Annotated in this window: 19 protein-coding genes; 6 read left to right on the top strand and 13 right to left on the bottom strand. The window is 71.0% G+C overall.

Annotated features, from left to right (window positions below; translation table 11 throughout):
- Positions 1-116: 116 nt before the first annotated feature.
- Positions 117-953, top strand: coding sequence for an MmyB family transcriptional regulator (locus EBN03_RS23050; RefSeq protein WP_158675715.1), 837 nt, complete (start codon positions 117-119; stop codon positions 951-953).
- Here EBN03_RS23050 and EBN03_RS23045 read toward each other — a convergent pair.
- The 5 genes from EBN03_RS23045 to EBN03_RS23025 all read right to left on the bottom strand — a co-directional run bounded on the left by EBN03_RS23045 (position 922) and on the right by EBN03_RS23025 (position 4,182).
- Complete coding sequence (locus EBN03_RS23045) at positions 922-1,737, bottom strand: alpha/beta fold hydrolase (protein WP_122190180.1); 816 nt, start codon at positions 1,735-1,737, stop codon at positions 922-924. The two genes, EBN03_RS23050 and EBN03_RS23045, sit on opposite strands and share 32 nt — an antisense overlap.
- A 105-nt stretch (positions 1,738-1,842) precedes the next feature.
- A complete protein-coding gene (locus EBN03_RS23040; protein WP_199742930.1) occupies positions 1,843-2,145 on the bottom strand; it encodes a hypothetical protein in 303 nt (100 codons plus the stop codon).
- A gap of 47 nt (positions 2,146-2,192) precedes the next feature.
- A complete protein-coding gene (locus tag EBN03_RS23035; RefSeq protein ID WP_122190179.1) occupies positions 2,193-2,549 on the bottom strand; it encodes a hypothetical protein in 357 nt (118 codons plus the stop codon).
- Between the two features lie 40 nt (positions 2,550-2,589).
- Positions 2,590-3,216 carry a TetR/AcrR family transcriptional regulator gene (locus EBN03_RS23030; RefSeq protein ID WP_122190287.1) on the bottom strand — a complete coding sequence of 209 codons (627 nt, stop codon included), beginning with the start codon at positions 3,214-3,216 and terminating at the stop codon, positions 2,590-2,592.
- Positions 3,217-3,327: 111 nt separating this feature from the next.
- Complete coding sequence (locus EBN03_RS23025) at positions 3,328-4,182, bottom strand: SDR family NAD(P)-dependent oxidoreductase (protein ID WP_122190178.1); 855 nt, start codon at positions 4,180-4,182, stop codon at positions 3,328-3,330.
- Between the two features lie 56 nt (positions 4,183-4,238).
- On the opposite strand from EBN03_RS23025, the gene EBN03_RS23020 reads away from it, so the two are divergent.
- The 3 genes from EBN03_RS23020 (at position 4,239) to EBN03_RS23010 (ending at position 7,176) form a co-directional block, all read left to right on the top strand.
- Positions 4,239-5,216, top strand: coding sequence for an alpha/beta fold hydrolase (locus EBN03_RS23020; protein ID WP_122190177.1), 978 nt, complete (start codon positions 4,239-4,241; stop codon positions 5,214-5,216).
- Positions 5,217-5,359: 143 nt separating this feature from the next.
- Positions 5,360-5,770 (top strand): hypothetical protein, encoded by a 411-nt coding sequence (locus EBN03_RS23015; protein WP_122190176.1) that lies wholly within the window; start codon positions 5,360-5,362, stop codon positions 5,768-5,770.
- A gap of 140 nt (positions 5,771-5,910) precedes the next feature.
- Positions 5,911-7,176, top strand: a complete 1,266-nt coding sequence (locus EBN03_RS23010; RefSeq protein ID WP_122190175.1) for a PucR family transcriptional regulator — start codon at positions 5,911-5,913, stop codon at positions 7,174-7,176.
- A gap of 8 nt (positions 7,177-7,184) precedes the next feature.
- Here EBN03_RS23010 and EBN03_RS23005 read toward each other — a convergent pair whose 3' ends face one another.
- The 4 genes from EBN03_RS23005 to EBN03_RS22990 all read right to left on the bottom strand — a co-directional run bounded on the left by EBN03_RS23005 (position 7,185) and on the right by EBN03_RS22990 (position 12,940).
- Positions 7,185-8,147, bottom strand: coding sequence for a glucosyl-3-phosphoglycerate synthase (locus tag EBN03_RS23005; protein ID WP_122190174.1), 963 nt, complete (start codon positions 8,145-8,147; stop codon positions 7,185-7,187).
- A 43-nt stretch (positions 8,148-8,190) separates the two neighbouring features.
- The gene (locus tag EBN03_RS23000) at positions 8,191-9,687 is read right to left on the bottom strand and encodes an ArnT family glycosyltransferase (RefSeq protein ID WP_158675714.1); all 1,497 of its coding nucleotides are present in this window, start codon (positions 9,685-9,687) and stop codon (positions 8,191-8,193) included.
- A gap of 332 nt (positions 9,688-10,019) precedes the next feature.
- Entirely contained in the window at positions 10,020-11,522 is a 1,503-nt protein-coding gene (locus EBN03_RS22995; protein ID WP_147471677.1) for an MFS transporter, read from the bottom strand.
- Positions 11,519-12,940, bottom strand: coding sequence for a condensation domain-containing protein (locus EBN03_RS22990; protein ID WP_122190171.1), 1,422 nt, complete (start codon positions 12,938-12,940; stop codon positions 11,519-11,521). The genes EBN03_RS22995 and EBN03_RS22990 overlap by 4 nt, the downstream gene beginning before the upstream one ends.
- Positions 12,941-13,170: 230 nt before the next feature.
- Between EBN03_RS22990 and EBN03_RS22985 the strand changes: the two genes are divergently transcribed.
- The gene (locus EBN03_RS22985; RefSeq protein ID WP_122190170.1) at positions 13,171-14,235 is read left to right on the top strand and encodes an alpha/beta hydrolase; all 1,065 of its coding nucleotides are present in this window, start codon (positions 13,171-13,173) and stop codon (positions 14,233-14,235) included.
- Positions 14,236-14,239: 4 nt separating this feature from the next.
- Here EBN03_RS22985 and EBN03_RS22980 read toward each other — a convergent pair whose 3' ends face one another.
- Positions 14,240-14,860 (bottom strand): acyl-homoserine-lactone synthase, encoded by a 621-nt coding sequence (locus tag EBN03_RS22980; protein WP_122190169.1) that lies wholly within the window; start codon positions 14,858-14,860, stop codon positions 14,240-14,242.
- 261 nt (positions 14,861-15,121) lie between these two features.
- Between EBN03_RS22980 and EBN03_RS22975 the strand changes: the two genes are divergently transcribed.
- Positions 15,122-16,432, top strand: a complete 1,311-nt coding sequence (locus EBN03_RS22975; protein ID WP_233608558.1) for a DUF2786 domain-containing protein — start codon at positions 15,122-15,124, stop codon at positions 16,430-16,432.
- A 9-nt stretch (positions 16,433-16,441) separates the two neighbouring features.
- Here the strand turns inward: EBN03_RS22975 and EBN03_RS22970 are convergent, their stop codons facing one another.
- The 3 genes from EBN03_RS22970 to EBN03_RS22960 all read right to left on the bottom strand — a co-directional run bounded on the left by EBN03_RS22970 (position 16,442) and on the right by EBN03_RS22960 (position 20,296).
- On the bottom strand, positions 16,442-17,245 hold the full coding sequence (locus EBN03_RS22970; RefSeq protein WP_122190168.1) for a GNAT family N-acetyltransferase: 804 nt from the start codon (positions 17,243-17,245) through the stop codon (positions 16,442-16,444).
- Between the two features lie 184 nt (positions 17,246-17,429).
- Complete coding sequence (locus tag EBN03_RS22965; protein WP_122190167.1) at positions 17,430-18,659, bottom strand: MFS transporter; 1,230 nt, start codon at positions 18,657-18,659, stop codon at positions 17,430-17,432.
- Positions 18,653-20,296, bottom strand: a complete 1,644-nt coding sequence (locus tag EBN03_RS22960; protein WP_158675713.1) for an aKG-HExxH-type peptide beta-hydroxylase — start codon at positions 20,294-20,296, stop codon at positions 18,653-18,655. The genes EBN03_RS22965 and EBN03_RS22960 overlap by 7 nt, the downstream gene beginning before the upstream one ends.
- Between the last annotated feature and the right edge of the window lies 1 nt (position 20,297).

Here is a 20,297-nt window from a genome sequence, read left to right as displayed (position 1 = left end):
CTCCGGCCGGTGGTTGTTCGTCTAAATTACGGATTCCGAAGCGGCAGTGGCGATTTCGCGTTGATCCGGTTCCGCTCGTCCGGTGGGAGCGGCGCCGGGCGGGTATTGTTCTCCGCGTGAATTCCGGTGACCTTGTTTCGGTAGGGGGTGCGGTCGACCCGTTGCCGGCCCCGAACCTCGCCGACTTCGTCCGAACCCACCGTCGCGCGCCGTTGCCGGATCACCAGCGCGGCCTCAGCCGGCCGGCGCTGGCGGCACTGTGCGACGTCAGCGCGAGCTACATCGCGCAGATCGAGCAGCGCGAGAAGACCGCGCCCAGCCCCGAAGTGGTGGACGCCATCGCCCGCGCGCTGCGGCTGACCCCGGCCGAGCATCAGCACATGCACAACCTGGCCGCGCCCAAGACGCCCGGTCCGCGCACCCACGCGCCGATGCCGGTATCGGAGATGCGCGGGCTGATCACCGACGATCTGCGCGCCGCCGCCGACGGCCTGATCCCGCACCTGTCCGGCTACGTCGACGAGCGCTGGAACGTGTTGTGGGCCAACGAGGTCTACGACCGTGCCTACCCGCGACTGCTCGAGGTCGAGAACATCCTGGTCTGGTTCTTCCTGGTGCCCGAGTCGCGGGAGGTGATGATGGAGTGGGAGGACGAGGCGCGCCTGACCGTCAACTGGTTCCGCTGGCACATGGGCCGGTACCGCAACCCGCAGTGGGCCGTGGACCTGCTCGACCGGCTCAGTTCGTGCGAGGCGTTCCGGGCGATGTACTCCGCCGAGCGGGTCGATTTCGAGCGGCACCAGCCGCTGATGCATCTGCGCGACCCGCAGACCCGCGAGCCCTACAGCGTGCGGGTCCGGATCACCGATGTCCCGGGCGTGGAGGCGCCCTTCCAGTGGTTCATCGGGATCCGGTTGCCGTTCAGCGGCCCGGCAGAATTGCTGACCGGGTAAGGAACCCGCCGATCGCCGCGTTGACCGGCTCGGGGTCGGTCCAGTTCGCGGCGTGACCCGAGCCCGCGATGGTGACCACCGGGCCGGACCCGGGCAGGCCGGCGGCCAGTTCCGCCGACCGCTCGGCGGTGCTCGAGCCGTCGAACTCACCCCGGACGACCAGGGCCGGGCAGGTGATCTCGGGCAGCCGGTCGACCAGCGACTCGCGCTCGATCAGGCAGTCGGCGGCCGGGAGGATGGCGGCCCGGTCACTGGCAGCCCATTTGGCGCGCCACGGTTGCTGGTCTTCGGCCGTCCCGCCGATCAGCTGCGGCGCGAGGTTGTCGGCCAGCATCTCGATCGGCACCGCCGGATCGGTCCACGCGCCGAACAGCTGCCGATAGTCGGACCGCTGTGCTTCGTCGGACGCGCCGGCCTCGGTGTCGAGCAGCAGCAGCGCGTCGACCCGCTCCGGAGCCAGCAGCGCCGCGCGCAGCGCCGCGTAGCCGCCCTGGGACATGCCGCCGACGATCGCGTGGTCGACACCGGCCGCGTCCAGCACGGCCAGCAGGTCCCGGGCCGAATCCCAATAGGTGAACGCATCGCCGGGCGCGGATTCGGTCTGTCCGTGCCCGCGGGCGTCCCAGCGCAGCACCCGGTAACCCTGGGCGGCCAGGAACTCCACCTGCGGGTCGAACATGGACTGGTCCATGAAGAACCCGTGCCCCAGCACCACGGCGGGGCGCCCCACCTCCCCGGAGTCGGTGTAGAAGATGCGGGCCCGATCGGTACTCACGTACGGCATGGGTCGTAGCCTAGCCGGGCGATGCCCGAGTTGTCGCGACTCGCGCGCTACCGTCCGGCGCAAGCGTGCGCGAAAACCGAAGTGGTGCAGCTGAACCCGTCGTACTCAGGCGAGGGCGCGGGCGATCAGACCCGACACGATCACCCAGAACACCGCGGCCGCACCGTAGTTCGCCATCACCGTGAGATCCGGTTCGGAGAATGTGAACAGCCCGGGGAAGAACAGCGCCAGCGGATCGGCCATGCGCTGGACGAACTGGTAGGCACCGTTGGCGGGGTTGGCCTTCGCGATCTGCAGGACGATGTAGATCACCTCGATCAGCGCGAACGCGCTGCCCACCGCGGAGACGATCCGCGCCATGGCGACGCCGCTGCCGAGATTGTTTCTGCTGGAACGAAATCCGTACATATATGCCGGATTCCCCAGTGCGGCCGGGCTACACGTGCGTGACGGTATCAACCGAACGCCGCCCCGCTGCCGATCGTCACGAACGCGATCAGCAGGACGAGCAGGAACCAGCCGGCCCCCTGCCACATCGGCCAGTTGCCGCCGCGCCGCCACTGCCGCACCGTCTCGGCGAACGCGCCGAGCCAGCCGAGCAGCAGGACCGTCGCCGGCGCGAACAGCACCGCGATCCGGGACGGGGTGTCGCACACCGTCCCGCCGCCGGCGGGGCAGACGTGCCGGTTCGCCACCCAGATCGCGCCGATCGCGAAGATCACCCCCGCGACCACCAGGACCGTCACCGCGAAGCGAACCGCCTGCCGCCCGCCGGGCTTGTTCACCCACCGTTTCTCGACGTCGTCGACCATGCTCGTCACCTCACGAGCCGGATACCACCGGACCCCGGCGTCAATCGTTGCGCGCCGGGGCGGACCGCGGGAGCATCGCCGCGCCCACGCGCAGGGTCTGGACCAGTTCGCGCAGCCATTCCGCGGACGACTCGTCGACCGTCATATCCATGGCGACGCCCTTGGCGGTGGCCAGCACCAGGCGGGTGAGGACCTCCGGCCGCACGGGGAGCCAGGACAGGCCGGCGTCGCGAATGATGTTGTCGATCAAGGTGTGTACGGCCGTGCGCAGGGTGCGGTCGCGTTCGGCCAGGGCGGCGCGCAGCGGCGGGCTGGTGCGCGAGGCCACCGCGAGTTCGGATTTGAGCAGGCCCCACTGACGTTCGGCGGCCGCGGCGGTCATCCACTGTTCCAGCGCGTCGAGCCGGTCGTCGATCGAGCCGGAGCCCAGCGCCGCCTCGACCGCGGCGACCTCGCCGTCGAGGTAGCGGTCCAGCACGGCCAGCGCCAGCTGCTCCTTACCGGCGAAGTTCGAGTACACCGCGCCGCGGCTGTACCCGGCGTTCTCGGCCACCTGGTCGTTGCTGGTGGCCGCGTACCCGCCGGCCAGATACAACTCGGTCGCGGATTCGATCAGCCGCGCGCGGGTCTGCGCCTGCGACTCCGATCGAGTCAATCGTTTCGCCATCACCCTGTTCCGTGTGCCGGGCTCGGTGACGGGACGCTGGTCGAGCGCCCGGTCCTGAACGTCGACGATATCAATCGGGAACATGGCGGCGGAGACGCGGAAAGCCGGCCGTCACTGGTTGCTGAGACGGTCCGGCGGCGGGATACGGCCGTCGGTGTCGGTGAAGCCGTACTCCAGGGCGAGATCGCGGGTGCGCCAGGCCCGGCCGGTGCGGTCGCGCCGGGCGGGGTCGGCAGCCAGCGCGACGACGGCGCGGCCGGGGAAGCGGGGACTCTCGGCATCGGCGAGGTCGACGGTGCCCTCGCCGGGCAGGGTGACCAGGCGGCGGCCGGCGGCGTCGGCCGGAATCAGCTGCAGCAGTTCGGTATCGACGATGCCGGGCCACAGCGACACCGCGGTCACCGCGGTGTCGGCCAGGTCGTGGGCCATGTCGGCGGTGAGCCGGTCCACGGCGGTCTTCGCGACCCCGTAGACGGTGTTGTGCGTGTAGTGCCGTGCGCCGGGGGAGGAGACGTTCACGATCAGCCCGTCGCTGTCGATGAGCAGTGGGGCCGCGAAATGGCTTGCCACATAGTGTGATCGGACGCCGATATCGAAGCTCTCGTCCCATGCTTTCGGCGGCACCTGCCAGAACGGCTTGCCCAGCCAGCGCGCGGAGGCGGGCGAGTTGTAGACGTTGTTGACCAGGATGTCGAGGCGGCCGTCGGTGTCGCGCACGGTCTCGAACAGGGCGGCGACGGCGTCGTCGTCGCTGTGGTCACAGACGTACGGGACGCCGGTGCCGCCGAGTTCGTCGATCCGCGCGGCGGTCTCGGCGACCGTGCCGGGCAGCCGCCCGGCGGCTTGGGTGCGGCCGGTGACATAGACCTTCGCGCCCGCCGCGCCGAGTTCCAACGCGATGCCTTTGCCGATGCCACGGCTCGCGCCGGTGACGACGGCGACTCGGCCGGAGAGTATTCCCTTCATGGGTTCCGGACACTACCGTGCAAGTGGAACGTGTTCTAGATTTTTCGGGAGGTGTCGTGGAGACGACCCATCGGTTCGTGGCGACCAACGGAATTCGGCTGCATGTCGCCGAACAGGGGCAGGGATACCCGGTGATCTTCTGCCACGGGTTCCCGCACGGCTCCCACATCTGGGATCGGCAGCTGGCGGCGGTCGCGGCCGCCGGCTACCGGGCCGTCGCCCCCGACCTGCGCGGCTACGGCCGCACCGAGGCGCCCGGCGGCGTCGAGCACACCACCAACGAAGCGGTGATCGGCGACCTGCTCGGACTGCTCGACGACATCGGCGCCCCGAAAGCGGTGTTCGTCGGCCTCGACTTCGGCGCGCAGCTGGTCTGGGAACTGACCCTGCGCGCGCCCGAACGCGTCGACGCCGTCTTCGTGCTGAACAACCCGTACGCGCCCCGGCCACCCAAGGCGCCGTCGGAATTCTGGACCCGGGCCGCCGAACGGCACTTCCTGCACCTGGCCTACTTCCAGACCCCCGGCGTGGCCGACGCCGAACTCGCGGCCCGCCCGCGCGAGTTCCTGACCCGGGTCTACTACTCGCTCAGCGGCGACTACCACTACCTCGACACCTGGAAGAACCCGCCCGGCCTCGGCTACCTCGACGTCCTGCCCGAAGCGCCCGAACTACCCTGGCCGTGGCTCAGCGTCGAGGAATTCGACACGCTGGCAACGGAATTCGAGCGCACCGGCTTCACCGGCGGGCTCGACTGGTATCGCGCCCTGGACCGCAACTGGGAGCTGACCGCCGACCTGCCCACAACCGTCGAGGTCCCCGCGTACTTCCTCTACGGCGAGAACGACCCGGACATGGAGGGCTTCAGCGGCCGCGACCCGCTGGCCACCCTGCGCGCCCACGTCCCCGACCTGCGCGCGGTGACCATGGTTCCCGGCGCCGGGCACCTCGTGCAGCTCGAACGCACCGACGCGGTGAACGCGTTCCTGCTCGACCACCTCCGTGAGCTGGACGCACACCTGACCCGGACGTAGGTACCGCGTCGGCACCACCGCACATCCGGCAGTGAGCGCCGGTCGGCAATCTGACAGCTAACGGGATGGTTACCGGCGCCCCGCGGCGCGACCCAGGCCCGTTATCGCATGGCGAACGACCCGGCCGTGGGTACCCTTCCCCTATGGACGTCTTGCGGATGCTGCTGCTCGGGCGCCGTCTGGTGGAACTGTCCTGGCAGGCCATCGAAGAGTCCGACGACCGGGAGACCGACACCGTGGCGCGCCAGATCGTCGAGCGGGCCGTTCTCGCGCCCGGCTCCTCCCTGCCCGACCTCGCGCAGGCCGTGGGCATCACCGTCGAGGAGGTCACGGCCTTCCTCGATCGCATGACCGCCAGCGGCATCCTGGAGATGACGGCGGTCGAGGGCGGCGGCGTCGGGGTGTGGCCGACCACCGAGACCATGGCCGACGTCGAGCGGCGGGCCGGGCGCCCGGTCCGCGAAGAACTGATCGGCACGCTGAGCGACGTGGCGGCCGCCGAACGCGCCACCGCGCTGCTGACGGAACTCGCGGACCTGCTACTCGACGACTGACCCGCCCGAGCCTGTGATCGGTCACAAAGCCGACGGCCGCCGGTTCCCGCGGTACACAGGCTCGCTGCTCCCCCTTCTGACGGCCCCCGCCTCGAGCTACCGTCGATTGTCGGAATAGTCGCTGGGTGGAAGGAGTCGCCATGACTGTGGAGGGCCCGCCGCGCGCCGGACTCAGCGTCTCGGGCACGCCGATGTCCACCCCGCTCAAGGATGTCGGCACCCTGGCCGGTCAGATGGTCGGGCACTTCGTGGAGACCGTGGTCGCCTGCGGCACGCTGCCCGGCGACGCCATCCACGGTGACGTCACCACCATCACCCGCACCTGCCTCGAACTCGCCGTCAGCCTGCTCGACGGCCGCGATGTGCCGGAACAGACCCGGCGGCTGGAAGTGGCGGCCGCGCAGTGGGCGCGGGAGGGGATCCCGATCGACACCATCCACCACGCCATCCACGAGGGCTTCAAGATCGGCCTGGATCTCGTCACCACCGGCCCGCTGAGCCGGCCCGGACCGCCCGGCGGCGAGGAGGCCATGGGCGTCACCGTCGCCGACTTCGCCAGCCTGGCCGACGGGGCCAAGCTCGTGATCGAACTGCTGGACCGCATGACCACCGCGGTCTCGATGGCCTACCTGCGCGAACTGCGCGCGGTGGTGAGCGAACACCACACCGCGGTCCACACCCTGACCTCGGCCCTGCTCGGCGGACACAGCACCTCGATCATGGCCCGGGAGTGCGGGATCGAGATCGCGGAGTCGTATTACGTTCTGGCCGTGGCCCTTCCACCGCATCCGGACGAATCCGATCCGCGGGTGGACGCCCGGGTCGTCGCGCGGCGCAAACTGCGCCGCGTCCAGGCCGAACTCGCCACCCGGCAGACCGAGAAGGTGCTCTCGCTGCTCAGCGTCGACGGCGGCACGATCCTCGTCCCGGCCGACGCGGTCGACGTCGACGAGCTGGAGGAACTCACCGAACAGCTCTCGCAGGCCGCGGGCGTGCCGATCACCGCGGCGATGGTGTCGGCCACGCCGGAGAACATCCCCGCCGCCAGCGAGCACGCGCACGAACTGCTCGACATGCTGCAGCGACTGCGCCTGGTACACGGGCTGTTCCGCTTCGACGATCTGGCGCTGGAATATCAGCTGACCCGCCCCGGGCCGGGCCGCGACCAGCTCGGGGCGGTGTTGGACCCGCTCGACGAGTACCCCGAGCTGTTGCAGACCCTGGAAACCCACATCAGCAACGACCTCAACCGCAAGCGCACCGCGCGGGTGCTGCACGTGCACATGAACACCGTCGACTACCGGCTCAAGCGGGTCGCCCAGCTCACCGGCCTGGATCCGGGCCAGGCGTCGGGTCTGTGGTACCTGCGGTCGGCGCTGATCGCCCGCACCTACCGATCGCGCTGACCCGGAGCTCACCCGGCTCGTTCCATCGGTACCGGCGGGTGCGGGTCCAGGACGTACGGCCCGGCCGGGCCGAGCAGGTTCTCCATCGGCGGCCGGTCCTGCAGCGACAGCGGACTGAGCACCGGCTGCCACGTATCGCCGTCCGGCAGGTACTGCATGAGCCCGCGGCCGGAGTCCAGGATGCCCAGCCGGTCCAGCATGGTCGCGATGATCTGCCGGCTCATCACCGCCAGTTCCGGGGTCGTCCGGTTGCGGTGGATCCGGACCCCGAGGTCGACCTGGCCGATGGCGTCCGCGCCGAACCGCTGCCAGGTGTCCATCAGGATGCCGATCTCGACGCCGTAGCCGGGCGCGAACGGCACCGAGGTGAGCAGTTCCCGGGTCGCCGCGTACTCGCCGCCGAGCGGTTGCAGGACGTCGGCCAGCGCCGGGGCGAGCGCGGTGAGCAGCGGGCGGGCCACCAGCTGGGTCACCCGGCCGCCGCCGTCGGCCTCGTCGGTGCCGCCCGTGGTCAGCGGCCGCCGGTAGTAGCCCTTCACCAGCCGCAGCTGCGGATCGAACAGCAGGGGAGCGAGCAGCGAGGGCACGAATTTCGGGCTGGGGGCGTGCAGGTCCGCGTCGACGAACACGATGAGGTCGCCGGACGCCACCGCCAATGACCGCCACAGGACCTCGCCCTTCCCGGGGCGGGTCGCTACCGTCGGCACGGCCTGCTCGCGGGTGTAGACGGTGGCACCGGCCGCGCGGGCGACCCGGATGGTGTCGTCGGACGAGCCCGAATCGATCACCAGCAGTTCGTCGACGAGCCCGCCGAGCAGCGGCCGGATCGAGGCGATCACCTCGCCGACGGTGCGTTCCTCGTCCAGGGCCGGAACGACGACCGATACGGTGCGCTCGCCCTTGTGCTCGAGCAGTTCGGCCGGGGTCCAGGCTCGATCGAACCAGGTGACCCGCCTACTCGGGTACGGCATGTGGGGATCCCTTCGTCAGGACGGCGGAACGTGTTGTGACGCATCACAATCCGTCGTCGAGTTCGTTCGTGGTGAGTTGCGGCCAGAGTGCGGACCAGGGGCGGACCGGGCCGGTGCAGGACAGGACGGTGACCGTGCGGTCGATGCCGGGGAAACCGAGTGGGTCGTCGAGCCGGCCCACCGGGACGACGGTGGCGAACCGGGTCCGCAGTTCCACCTCGGTGGCGTCGTCACCGACGTAGAGGACCGTGGTCGCAGCGTCCGGGGGCGGGCCGAAGGCGGCGAAGCCGCGGTTCGGGCTGTAGACCGGGGGCAGCCGGTGCCGGCCGAGCTGGTCGAGAGCCGCTGCCTGCCAATAGGTTTTGGTCACCACCGCGGTTGCGGGGTGGATGGCCGCCGCCGCGGCGGTGGCGTCGACGAGCCGGTCCCAGCCGTCGGTGCCGTACAGGCGCAGGCGCGCCGACAGTTCGGCCCGGGTCCGGGTGGGATGGTGCAGCGACGACGCGGGGAGCGGGAGCGCGGTCACCAAGCCCAGCGCGACGGCGGTGGCGCACACCAGGACCGCCGGTACCGATATCCGCGACCAGCGCGTGTGGGACATCCGGACGGCGCCCGCGGCGAACAGCACCGGGAACAGCCCGGCCAGATAATAGGGCCGGGTACCGGTCACCACCACGAATGCGGCCTGCAGCACCACGGTGACCGCGAGAAACCGGAAGGGCCGCAACCGTTCCGCGCGCAGCAGACCCCAGAGACCGGCCACCCCGAACAACGCGCCCGCCGGTCCGGCGAGCAGCAGCCACTGGACGGGCAACCCGGGCACCCCGCCGGTGGCCGCCAGCTGTTCGGCCCGGATCACCGGGCCCATCGCCAGTTGCGGCCAGTCGTGCTCGATCTGCCAGGCGAGCCCGGGCGCCGCCGCGACCGCGAGGATCGACCCCGCCGCGGCGAGCTGCAGCAGCGCGGTCCGGGTCGGCCGGCGGCCCGCCAGCCCGGCCGCGAGACCGATGATCGGCACCGCGACAAGCAGTTTGACCTGCACGTCGACCGCCGCCACGGCCGCGGCGAACAGGATCGGTGTCCACTCCCCGGACCGCGACCAGCGCACGACCAGCCAGGCGAGTGCCGCGGTCGCGGTGGCGTCCAGCGCGAACGTCGACAGGGTCGCGGCCTGGGTGACGGCGAACGGGCAGGTCGCGTAGGACACTGCCGCGGCGAGCTGGGCACGTGGCCCCCCGCCGATCTCGCGAGCCAGCGCGGCGGTGACGAGGATCGCGGCGACGGTGGCCACGATCGACGGGAGCCGCAGCGCCACAGCGGATCCCGGATCGACCAGGTCCGCCGCGCGGGCCAGCAGCGGGATCAGCGGCCCCTGATCCACGTACCCGAAGGCGGGCCGATGCCCGGCAGCCAGGAAATACAGCTCGTCACCGAACCAGCCGTAGCGCCCGGCGCGGCCGACCAGGACGGCCGCGGTCACCGCCGCGACCGCCGCGATCGAGCGAGCGGCGAACGGTGGCAACGCGATTCGATCCGTCATCGCCGATCGGACACCTCGTTGTCCGTGTCCGGCACCGCCCTGATCGGTGGCTCGGACCGCGTACCCGCGCGGATCCGGGTACGGATGCATCTCGGATGCGGATTCGGTCACATCGCAGTGGGATTCGCGATCTGCCAGGCGCCGATCGGCGAGCTCGCCGCAGTCCGAGTGCTCGGTGTACACCGGTCCGATCCGATCGCGCCGTGGCTGATCCGCACCCGGCAGTGGCGATCGGGCCCGGTCGGCTGCGGCGGGCTCGGATTCCGTCGCGGGAGTGAGCTGTTCGGTGCTGAACTGTGCGGTAGGTCCGAGATCGCCTGTCGCGGTGGTGTTCACCCGTGCCGCCGAGTCTCGCGGGGGCGTGCTGATGCCGACCCCGCCGTCTCCGCGGTGCCGGTCGGCGCGGCCGGGTTGGGCACGGCCAGGGTCAGTGCCGCCAACAGACCCGCCGCACCGGCGGTCAGCCACAGCACGTCCACCATGCTCGACAGATAGGCTGCCGGCGTCGCGGTCCCGGAGACCTTGCGCAACAACAGAGTTCCGAGGATCGCCGGACCCGCGGCGGTCCCGATCTGCTGGACGGTCGGGACCGTGCCCGACGCCGAGCCGGTCGCGAGATCGCCCACGCCGGCGAGCATCACCGCCGGCAGCGGGGCCACGAACCAGCCCATGCCGGCGCCGGCCAGCAGGATCGGCCCGCCGAGGCGGTGCAGGTCGATCTCGCCCGATGCGGGGTCGAGCGAGGCCGCTAGATCGGCGACGGACAGGGCGAACAGGGTGAGTCCGAGCGTCAGCACGCGGGCCCCGGCCCGCGCCACCAGGGCGGACGAGGTCAGTGCCGCCATCGCCGCGCCCGCCGCGAACGGCATCATCAGCGTGCCGGTCCGCAGCGCCGAGAAGCCCAGACCGGTCTGCGCCACCACCGACACCGTGAACAGGAACGCCGCGAACAGCGCCGAGAAGCCCAGCAGCAGAACGGATCCGACCGCGAAGCCGCGATCGGCGAACAGCGCCCGGCGCAGCAGCGGCACCCCGCCGCGCGATTCGACCTTGCGCTCGTAGGCGGCGAACGCGACCAGGGTGAGCACACCGGCGAGGGCCACGGTCAGCGATCCGCGTGACCAGCCGTGGGCGCCGCCGAAAGTCACGGCGCCGACCAGCAGCGCCGTCCCGGCGACCGACAGCGCGGCGCCCGGCAGGTCGAGCGGCTCGCCGTCCCCGGAACCGCCGGCCCGCAGATGCCGGGCCGCCACCGCGATCGCCGCGGCACCCAGCGGCACGTTCATGAGAAAGATCGCGCGCCAGCCCAGCCCGAAGGCGTCCACGGCTACGATCGCCCCACCCAGCAGCGGGCCGAGCAGCCCGGCCAGGCCGGCGACCGCAGCGTAGATCCCGAACGCCCGCGCCCGCTGGTGCCGGGGAAAGACCGCGGTCACGATCGCGATCGTCTGCGCCGACACGGCGGCCGCGGCCACACCCTGCCCGATCCGGGAGGCGACCAATTCGACCGGGGTGGCGGCGATTCCACAACCGGCGGACAGCAGCACGAATCCCGTCATGGCGGCGCGGAACACCGGTGCCCGGCCGAACCTGCCACCGATGCGGGCCGAGACGATCAGCGCGCAGGCGAAGGCCGCACTGTAGGCGGTGACCACCAGCAGCTGCGCCGTGTCCGGAGCCTTCAGGTCGCGGGTGATCGCGGGCAGGGCGGTGTTCACCACGGTCACGTCCAGCATCTGCATGAACACCGCGATCAGGCACGCCGCGAACGCCGCCCAGGCCGCCAAAGGCGCTGTGGCACTGGATGGTTCGCAGTCGACGCGAGAAAGGGTCACGAGGGCGCGCCGATCCGGATCGCGAAATCGCCCTCGGTGACCACCGCCGCGAACACGGTGCGGACGGCGGCGATGTACTGACCCACCGATTCGTGTGCGTCGGGGGTGTCCGGGAACAGCGCGCTGAACGTCGTCTCGTGCGCGAACCGGTTGATCCAGAAGTAGACCTCGCTCGAACTGGCCCGGTTCCCGAACAGGCCGCCGTTCATGGCGTCGAACAGTTCGACGCCGGCGTTGCGGCGGATGTCGACGTAGGACAGCATGGTCGCCGCGAACCCCGGCCGGGCGTACACGCCGTCGGCCGGGCCGGTCAGTTCCAGCACCCGGTGCAGCGAGACGTCACCGAAGGTCTTGGCCCAGTCGGCCTGTTCCTGAGCCTGCGACACCAGTTCGGTGAAGGAGGCCGCGGTCCCGGTCCGCAGTGCCACCGGAACCAGGTTCGTGTACCAGCCCACCGAGGCGTCCTCGCTCGGGGCGCTGCGGGTGTTGACCGGGGTCAGGACGAAATACCGGTCGTGCCCGGTCAATTCGGCTTCGGCGAGGGCGAACGCCGCGAACAGCCCGCCCACGAAGCGGCCGCCGTGCCGGGCGCAGACCTGTTCGAAGCGGTCCGCCACGGCCTCGTCGAACAGCGGCAGCGTCACCTGCGCACCGTGGATGTAGCCGGTCGGCACCGGACCCAGGGTCAGCGGGAAACGCGGTACGTCGCCGCCGTTGTCGCGCAGCAGCCGAATCCATTCCCGTACCGGTGCGGCCTGCCGGTCGAGCGCCGCGTTGCACCGGTGCTCGCGCTCGCAGTAGGCGAGGTGGCCGGTGGTGGGCGCGAGTTCGACTGTGCTGCCGGATAGTTCGGTGCCGTACAGCCACAGCAGATCGACACAGGTCAGCGCCTGGCCGAGCCCGTCGGTGTGCAGGTGGTCGACCGCCGCGTAGACAGTGAAGGAATCGTCGTGCTCGATGATGCCGAACGTGAAGCAATTCCATTCCAGCGGGCCGGGGGTCTCGGCCTGGACGTGCGCGCGGACGGTCGCGCTGTCGCGGACGAATCCGTGCCGATTCGGCTCGAACACAATGGCGTCGGAATTCATTACATGCCGGACGACCTGCCCGTCGGGTTCGAAGGTGAACCAGCTGGAGAAAGTGTCGTGCCGGCGGAGGAATCCGTTCACCGCGCGGGTCATCGCGCCGTAATCCGGAACTCCGGGAATATCGAAGGAAATCATGCACAGTCGCGCCGTGCGGTCCGCCTCGGTGGCATTCTGCCAGGCCGCCCGCAGGTAGGCGCGCTGCTGGAGCGCCGGTGGAATCGGATGGGCCGGAGCCGAATACGCGGCGACCCGGGCATTCGGGGACGCCGACCAGCTGGTGAGCAATCCGGGCGCCGGATGCCAGTCTTCGAAAAATCCGAAATTGACCACGACACCCTCGATTCGTCGAAGTAGAACGGCGGACGGTCATCGGCCGCCTCCAGCGAGTCAACGCCGCCGATCGACTACCGGCCACCGTTCTCGGTGAAGTTTGTGAAAGTGCCCAATCCGCCCGGAGCCGCACTGGTGGATGTCCAGAAACAGCACTATTACCTGATTCGGCCGTAACACGCTGCCTACTTTGGTTTCCGGTACGACCGCCGAGAGTAGGGAGATGCGGTATGGCCGCCGAAGTCGTGCGCCGGGGCCGGGTATACCGGTTGCTGGCATCGGTCCTGCCCGCGGTGGCACTGGCGGCCCTCGTGCCGGCGGTCGCGACGGTCGCGTCGTCCGATCCCGGTGCGGCGCTACCCGATCCGGCGGTCGTTACCCCGGCACCGGACGGCTCGCGGATCGCCGCCGTGGCGAGCGGGCCGGGACGCGAGGTCGACGTGTCGGTGTACTCCACCGCCATGGCCGCCGTCGAGGTGGTGAAGGTGCTGCCGGCCGCGGACGGCGCGACCGCGGCACCCGCGCTGTACCTGCTCAACGGGGCGAACGGCGGTCTCGGCGACAGTAGCTGGACCGAGAAGACCGATATCGCAACCTATTTCGCGGATCAGCAGGTGAACGTCGTGGTTCCCATGGGTGGCCGCGGCAGCTACTTCGCCGACTGGCGGGCCGACGACCCGGTGCTCGGGCACCAGCGCTGGACCACCTTCCTGACCCGCGAACTCCCGCCGCTGATCGACGCGGCGTTCCACGGGTCGGGCGCCGCGGCGGTGGCGGGCATCTCGATGGCCGGGACCTCGGTGTTCCAGCTCGCGCTCGCCGCACCCGGACGGTACCGGGGTGTGGGCTCCTACAGTGGCTGCGCGCCGACCAGTGACCTCACCGGACAGTTGTTCGTCGACGCGGTCGTCGCCCGGTGGGCCGGCAACGCGGCCAATATGTGGGGCCCGCCGGGGGACCCGCAGTGGGCCGCCGTGGACCCCTATGTGCACGCCGAAGACCTACGCGGACTGGCGCTGTACGTATCCGCGGGCACCGGTGTGCCCGGTCCGCTGGACACCCTCGCCGGGCCCGGAATCGACGGCGACCCGATCAAACTCGTCGACCAGGACGTCAGCGGCGGTTTCATCGAAGCGATCGCCGGCACCTGCGCCCGCCGGCTGCAACAACGCTTCGCCGACCTCGGCATCCCCGCTACCTTCGACCTGCACCCCGACGGCACCCACTCGTGGGGCTACTGGCAGCAGGAGCTGCACAACTCCTGGCCGCTGTTCCGGGCCGCGCTGGGCGAGTAGCGAGTCAGGGTGCGGCAGCCGGGACGGGCATGGAGTACGCGGTGCACAGCTTGGCCTCGATGGTGATCGGGTCGGCCAGCCGGGTGACCGGATAGCCGGTGTTGCGGAACTTGCGTTCGACGTCGAGGTGGGAGAACACGACGAGCTCGCGGGCGCCGAGCCCGGCCAGGCAGCGCACCGCGGCGTCGACCACGAGGGTGGCGACCGGACCGAACCGCGGGCCGGCGAACGGCTGACCGGGGGACACGACCAGCCGGGACAACTCCCAGATCTGCGGGTGGGCCGGTGACCGCAGATCGCCGAGCGACTGCGGGAAGACATCGCGGATCATGTACGGACCGGTGGTCGGCAGCAATCGACACGAGCCGAGCAATTCCGCGGTGCAGTTGTCCACGACGAGAACGTAATGCGGTGCGAGGCGGTCGAATTCGTCGAATTCGCGGCCGTTCCGGGACTGCACTTTCCAGTTCAGGCGCCGGTGGAACACCTCGTTGCGTAATCGGAACATCGCGTCGAGGAGATCGGGAGAGATCCGGTCGCCGGTCACGACCTCGACCCCGAGGAGGGCGGCGGTATGCTCCGGATCGGCGCGCGGATCCGATCGGGTGATACCTGTGCTGTTCATCGGCGAATCCCTTCATGAAGTGCCACTTCCGAGGAAAGACGTCGTACGGGAACGGGCGACTGCGGCCCGCGCACACCGGAGCTGAATGCTGCCCTCGAGATTATTGCCCACATTGATCTTGACGCTCCGCAAGCGCTCATCGCTCGTGCGGCGCTCGCCGCCGCGATCGTGTGCACTCTGGCGCATCCGCCGTTCGGGCGGCCGGGCCCGGCCCGGTCGTGCGGCGTGGCATAGGGTCGACGACCGTGGGAGGCGTCGAACGTGGGTAAGTCGAGTCGCCGGCGCCGGGCGGCACAGCAGACCGGGCCCGGGCCGGGCGCGGCGCTGGTAGCGCGGCGGGCCGCTGGGGAACAGCCCACGGCCGCCGAGATCGCCGACGCGATCGTGGCGGCCGCGACCGAAGCCGCCCAGCGCGGCGCGCGGGCCAAGACGCCGCGCGGTGACGTGGCCGTGGCGCGGCGGTTCGCCACCGATTTGGCCCAAAACGGTTCGCTCACACCGGAGATCGAGTCCGGTGTGCGGCAGGCCGGTCAGCGGGTCGTGACCCGGGCGTTCACCGACGGCTGGCTGCCCGCGGACCTCCAGCGGGTCGCTGACCGCCGCACCGACGAGTTCGCGACCGCTTTCCTGATCGATGTGATCGCCGCCTACGCGCAGCCGTACCCGGCGGACGCCGTCGACGAGACCTGGCGCGAGCAACTCGCCGCGCTCGGCGCCCACGTCTGGTGGAACGAGCAGTCCCCGCACCTGGCCCAGTGGGCGGCCCGGCACCTGCTGACCCCGGTGGAGGCGATCACGGCAGTGGTGGCAGCCCTCGCCCTGTTGCTCCTGCTCCCGAAGCTGGAGCTGATCCGCCCGCTGCCCGGTGCCGCACTCCCGGCCGCCGCGCACCGGCACCTCGACGCCAAGGTGTTGGGCCGGGTGCGCGGGCTGCTCGCCAAGGCCGAATCGACCTCCTACCCGGAGGAAGCGGAAACCCTGTCCGCCAAGGCGCAGGAGCTGATGACCAAGTACGCGCTGGACCGCGCCCTGCTCGGCGCCGCCGCTCGGGAGCCGGATCTGCCCGGGGCGCAGCGTCTCTGGCTCGACACCCCGTACCTGGATGCCAAGGCGCTGCTGATCGACGTGGTCGCCGCCGCCAACCGGTGCCGGGCGATCTTCGCGGCGCAGTGGGGTTTCGTGACCGTCGTCGGCGAACCGGCGGACCTGGACGCGGTCGAACTGCTGTCCACCTCACTGCTCGTGCAGGCCACCCGGGCGATGATCGCGAGCGGCAACGCGGAGCTGCGCAGCGAGGACGCCCGGACCCGCGACTACCGCAAGGCGTTCCTGGTCGCCTACGCCACCCGCATCGGTGAGCGGCTCGAGACGGCCGCCGCCACGGTAGCGGACACTGTGGACCGGGAACGGCTGCTGCCGGTGCTGGCCTCCCGGCAGCTCGCGGTGGACGCCGCCTTCGAGAACCTGTTCCCGCGGTCCCGCAACCGCGGCATCACGATTCGCAGCGCCGACGGCTGGGATGCCGGCCGTAGCGCCGCCGACCGCGCGCATTTGCACGGGCCGGAGAACTGACCGACGCGCTCACTCGCTCGTCCACACCAGCGGCTGCTGCGGGGCGACGAGGCCGTGCGCACGCATCGGAGGCGGGGTGTCGGTGAGCGGGCCGTCGAGGCGGAATCCGCGCCGGCGGTACCAGCCGAGCGCGTCGCTGCTCGCCGTGGTCTCCAGCTCGATGCGGGTCACCCCCTGTTGTGCCAGATGGGCTTTCGCGTGGTTCAGCAGGTCGACGCCGGTGCCGTGTCCGTGCCAGCGGGGCCGCACATAGAGGCCTTGGATCTTGCCGACGCCTTCGGACTCGACTGTGGCCCAAACGAATCCGGCGACCTCGCCGTCGGCGGTGCGGGCCGTGAACAGTCCCGGTTCGGTTCGGGCGCGCTCGGCCCAGGCGCGGGTCCAGTCCGGGTAGCGGGCGCCGAGGAAATTGCGCACCTGCTCGGGAGTTCCGCTGTTGCGCAACGCGTCTCGCGAGCCCAAGACGTGGGACCGGGTGATGCCGGGGCCGTCGGAGGCCGAGGCACGGCCGATCGCGGTGACCGGGTGCGCGGGTCCGAGGTCGTCGAAATACGCCGTCGAGAGCCGTGGTTCGGAGGTCGGTTCGGGCGCGGCGGCCACCGAGTCCTGCCCGGCGACGGTGTCCGTCTTGCGGGCCAGGGAGGCGGCGCCGCCCGCCTCCGCGTCCTGTCCCCCACCCACGACCTCGCGTTCGAGCACCTCCGCAGCCGGTGTGTAGTGGTCACGGGCCAGCCATTCGGACACGCCGGCGAATCGCTCCTGTAGGCGCCCGGCCAGCCTGGCGAACGCCGCACTGAGTGATCCCTCGGGCATGCCGCGTGTTCCTCCTCGCCGCTGGCCGAACGGTCGGCGTGCCACCGGCGACGGCTACCGGACATTCTCTGTTCTTCTCCCGGTTGAGAATTCGTCCCGCATCGGCAACCATCCGCCCGAGCGGTGGACGGGACTTCGTGTTCGGCGCCGGGTCCAGGAGGCACTGTCCGGTACAGACATTCGGTCAGGTGGCGTCGACCCGATCGCGGGGCTCGGCCGGCAGATCACGGGTGGTCGGCAAGGCCAGAGCCACTGCCGCGACCCCGCATTGGACGACTCCGGCCACCCACAGGGTGGGACCGACGCCGGCGGCGGCGGCGATCGGACCGGTGGCGGACTGGCCGATCGGCCGCGCCGCCAAGCAGCCGAATTCGAGGAACGAATTGGTCCGGGACAGGACCGCGGCGTCGATGTGACGCTGTTGCAGGGTGATCCACAGGATGTTGGACACGGTGATCGCGGCGTCGGCGACCACCGTCACCACGATCAGGGCCGGCACGGGCAGGTGTGCGGCGAGTCCGAGCAGCGGCAGTGGGAACAGCACCATCAGCGCGGACGCCATGCGTGCCGGATACTGTGGGGAGATCCGCGCGGCCAGCGACCCACCCAGCAGCGCGCCCACCCCGCCGGCCACCAGCAGCACCGACCAGACGAGCGGCCCGTACCGGCCCCGGCCCAGTACCACTGGGCCCAGGATCATGAACACCGGGAACAACATGTTGTTCAGCGCGGCGGTGCCCACATAGGTGAGCAGCCAAGGGCGGGAGCGGAACTCGGTCCAGCCTTCGCCGAAGTCGCGCAGCACCGACGCTGTCCGTGGCGGCGCCGGCGCGATGGGGCGCAGTCGCGACAGCTGGGCGACGCTGACCGCGAACGACAAGGCGTCGACCGTGAACACCCAGCCCGGGCTCGCGACGGTGACCAGCACTCCGGCCAGGGCCGGGCCGATCAGAAACGCGATCGAATCGGCTTGGCCGCGCAGCGCGTTCGCCTGTTGCAGGTGCTCTCCGGCGATCTCGGGGAGCAGCCCGGTGACCGCCGGGACGAACATCGCGGTCGCGCAGCCGTAGCCCGCTTGCAGCACGGCGAGTTCCCACACGTGCGCGTGCCCGGTCAGCAGCAGCACGGCCACCGCGGCCTGCACCCCGCCACGCGCCACATCGCTGATCAGCATCACCCGTCGACGCGAGAATCGGTCCGCGACAACGCCACCCGCGAGCATGGTGGTCAGCACGGCGAGCGTGCGGGCGGCGGCCACCACGCCCAGCGCGGTGGGGGACCCGGTCAGATCCAGGATCGCGAAGACCATCGCGACCGACACCATCGCGTCACCGAGCAGTGAGGTCAGCTGGCCGCCGAGGAATCGCCGGAGATCGGTGATCCGCAATGCCTTCGGGACCAGCGAGCTCAGCACGCGGCGAACCAGCCGGACAGGCGCAACGGGTCGGGCCGGTCGCCGGTCCGGGCGAGCTCGCGGTACGTTCCGGCGATCACCTCGGGCGCGGTCCGCAACGGACCCCGGGCGGGATCGTCCGCCGCCACCGACAGCGCCAGACCGGCCCAGGCATCGAGATCTCCGACATCGCAACGGATTCGGTCGCAGTAGACCTTACGTGCCCGCGCGTAGTCGCCCAGGCCCCACAGCGCGTCGGCATCGTGCGCCGACGGCGACAGGGTGCCGGCGAGCCGACGGTGCAGCATGCGCTGGCGGATATCGCTGACGGCGCGGGGTCGCGCCGCCGGCGCGGCCAGGGTACGCAACGCGGTCCGGCTCGGCGGGCGCAACGCGTGCCAGGCGTCGACCAGTCCGAGCGCGGCCGCCGGGTCCAGATCGAAGTTGCGCAACCGCCACGACACGACCGCGTCGGCGGCCATACGGTCGGCGAGGTCGGACGCCGCGCCCGGCACCGGTCGCGCTTTCAGCGCGTCCAATTCGGCCGCCAGAGCGGTGATGAACGCTCGCCCTGCGGGGGTGAAGGCGGCATCGTCGAGGACGCCGTGACAGGCCTGCCAGGTGGCGTCGCGCCAGCGGCTGAACTCGACGTGCGCGCGCAGCGCGCGCTCGGCCGCGACCTCGCGGTGGCTGTCCCAGAACTGGGCGACGCCGAGGTGGGCGTACACCCCCTGCAGAAGCGCGCCCAGCGGACGCGGGTCGTGCCGCCAGGGCGCGTAGCGGGTGGCCGCGCCGTCGTCGACGTACAACTCGACCAGATCCAGTGCCGCGGACAGCTTTCCGTGCTGGAACTCGTGGACGAGGGTGACTCCCAAGGTTTCCGGGTCCGGTGGGAACGACAGGTACACCGCGCCGAAAGTGCCCTCGATCGTGCAGCTCGCCACATTGCCGTCGGGATGCGGCGGTACGGGCACGATCGCGCGCAGCCCGGCCGCGATCGCCGCCGCATGGCCCGGCCGCTCGGATTCCAGGAGCCGCCAGCCGGTTTCGAACGCGCGCGTCCACTCGTCGGCGTCGGGTCCGCGGAAGTCGGCGGGGACCGGATAGAGGTCGCCGAGCAGTCCGTCCGTGGCGACGGTGACCGTGACGGGCGCGACGGTCCCGGTCGTGATCCGCCGCAGCGGTAGCCATTCGGCCGTGGCGACCGCGAGATCGGCAGGCAGCGTGACCGTTCCACCGGCAGCGTCGACGGTCACCTCCGGCCGACCGTCGCGCTCGCGCACCGCGCAGACGACCGGATCGGCTCCAGGCTCGGGCAGGCTGATCGTTCCGAGCCCGGGTAGCCGGATCATGCCGGAATCGGGCCGGATCGTCACGGAGGCGGAAACGCTGCCCAGCACGGCGGCGGTCAGGGCCACCGGTCCGGTGTCGCGGCGTGCGGCCGTGACGATGCCCGGTTCGAGCAGGAGGGTGCGCAGTGCGGCCGGTGCGGTGGCCTGTACCCGCGACAACAGCGAGAAGTATTCGGCGGATTGCTTTTTCGCCAGCATGGCGAGCTGGGCCAGGCGTTTACCGGCTTGCGCGCGGCCCAGCAGCTCGACCAGGTCCACGTCCTCGGGTGCGGTGGCCAGGCGGGCGACAAGTGTTTCGACGTCCACG

Source organism: Nocardia stercoris, assembly GCF_003696265.1.
GTDB lineage: Bacteria > Actinomycetota > Actinomycetes > Mycobacteriales > Mycobacteriaceae > Nocardia > Nocardia stercoris.
This window is presented reverse-complemented; position numbering and strand designations above follow the sequence as displayed.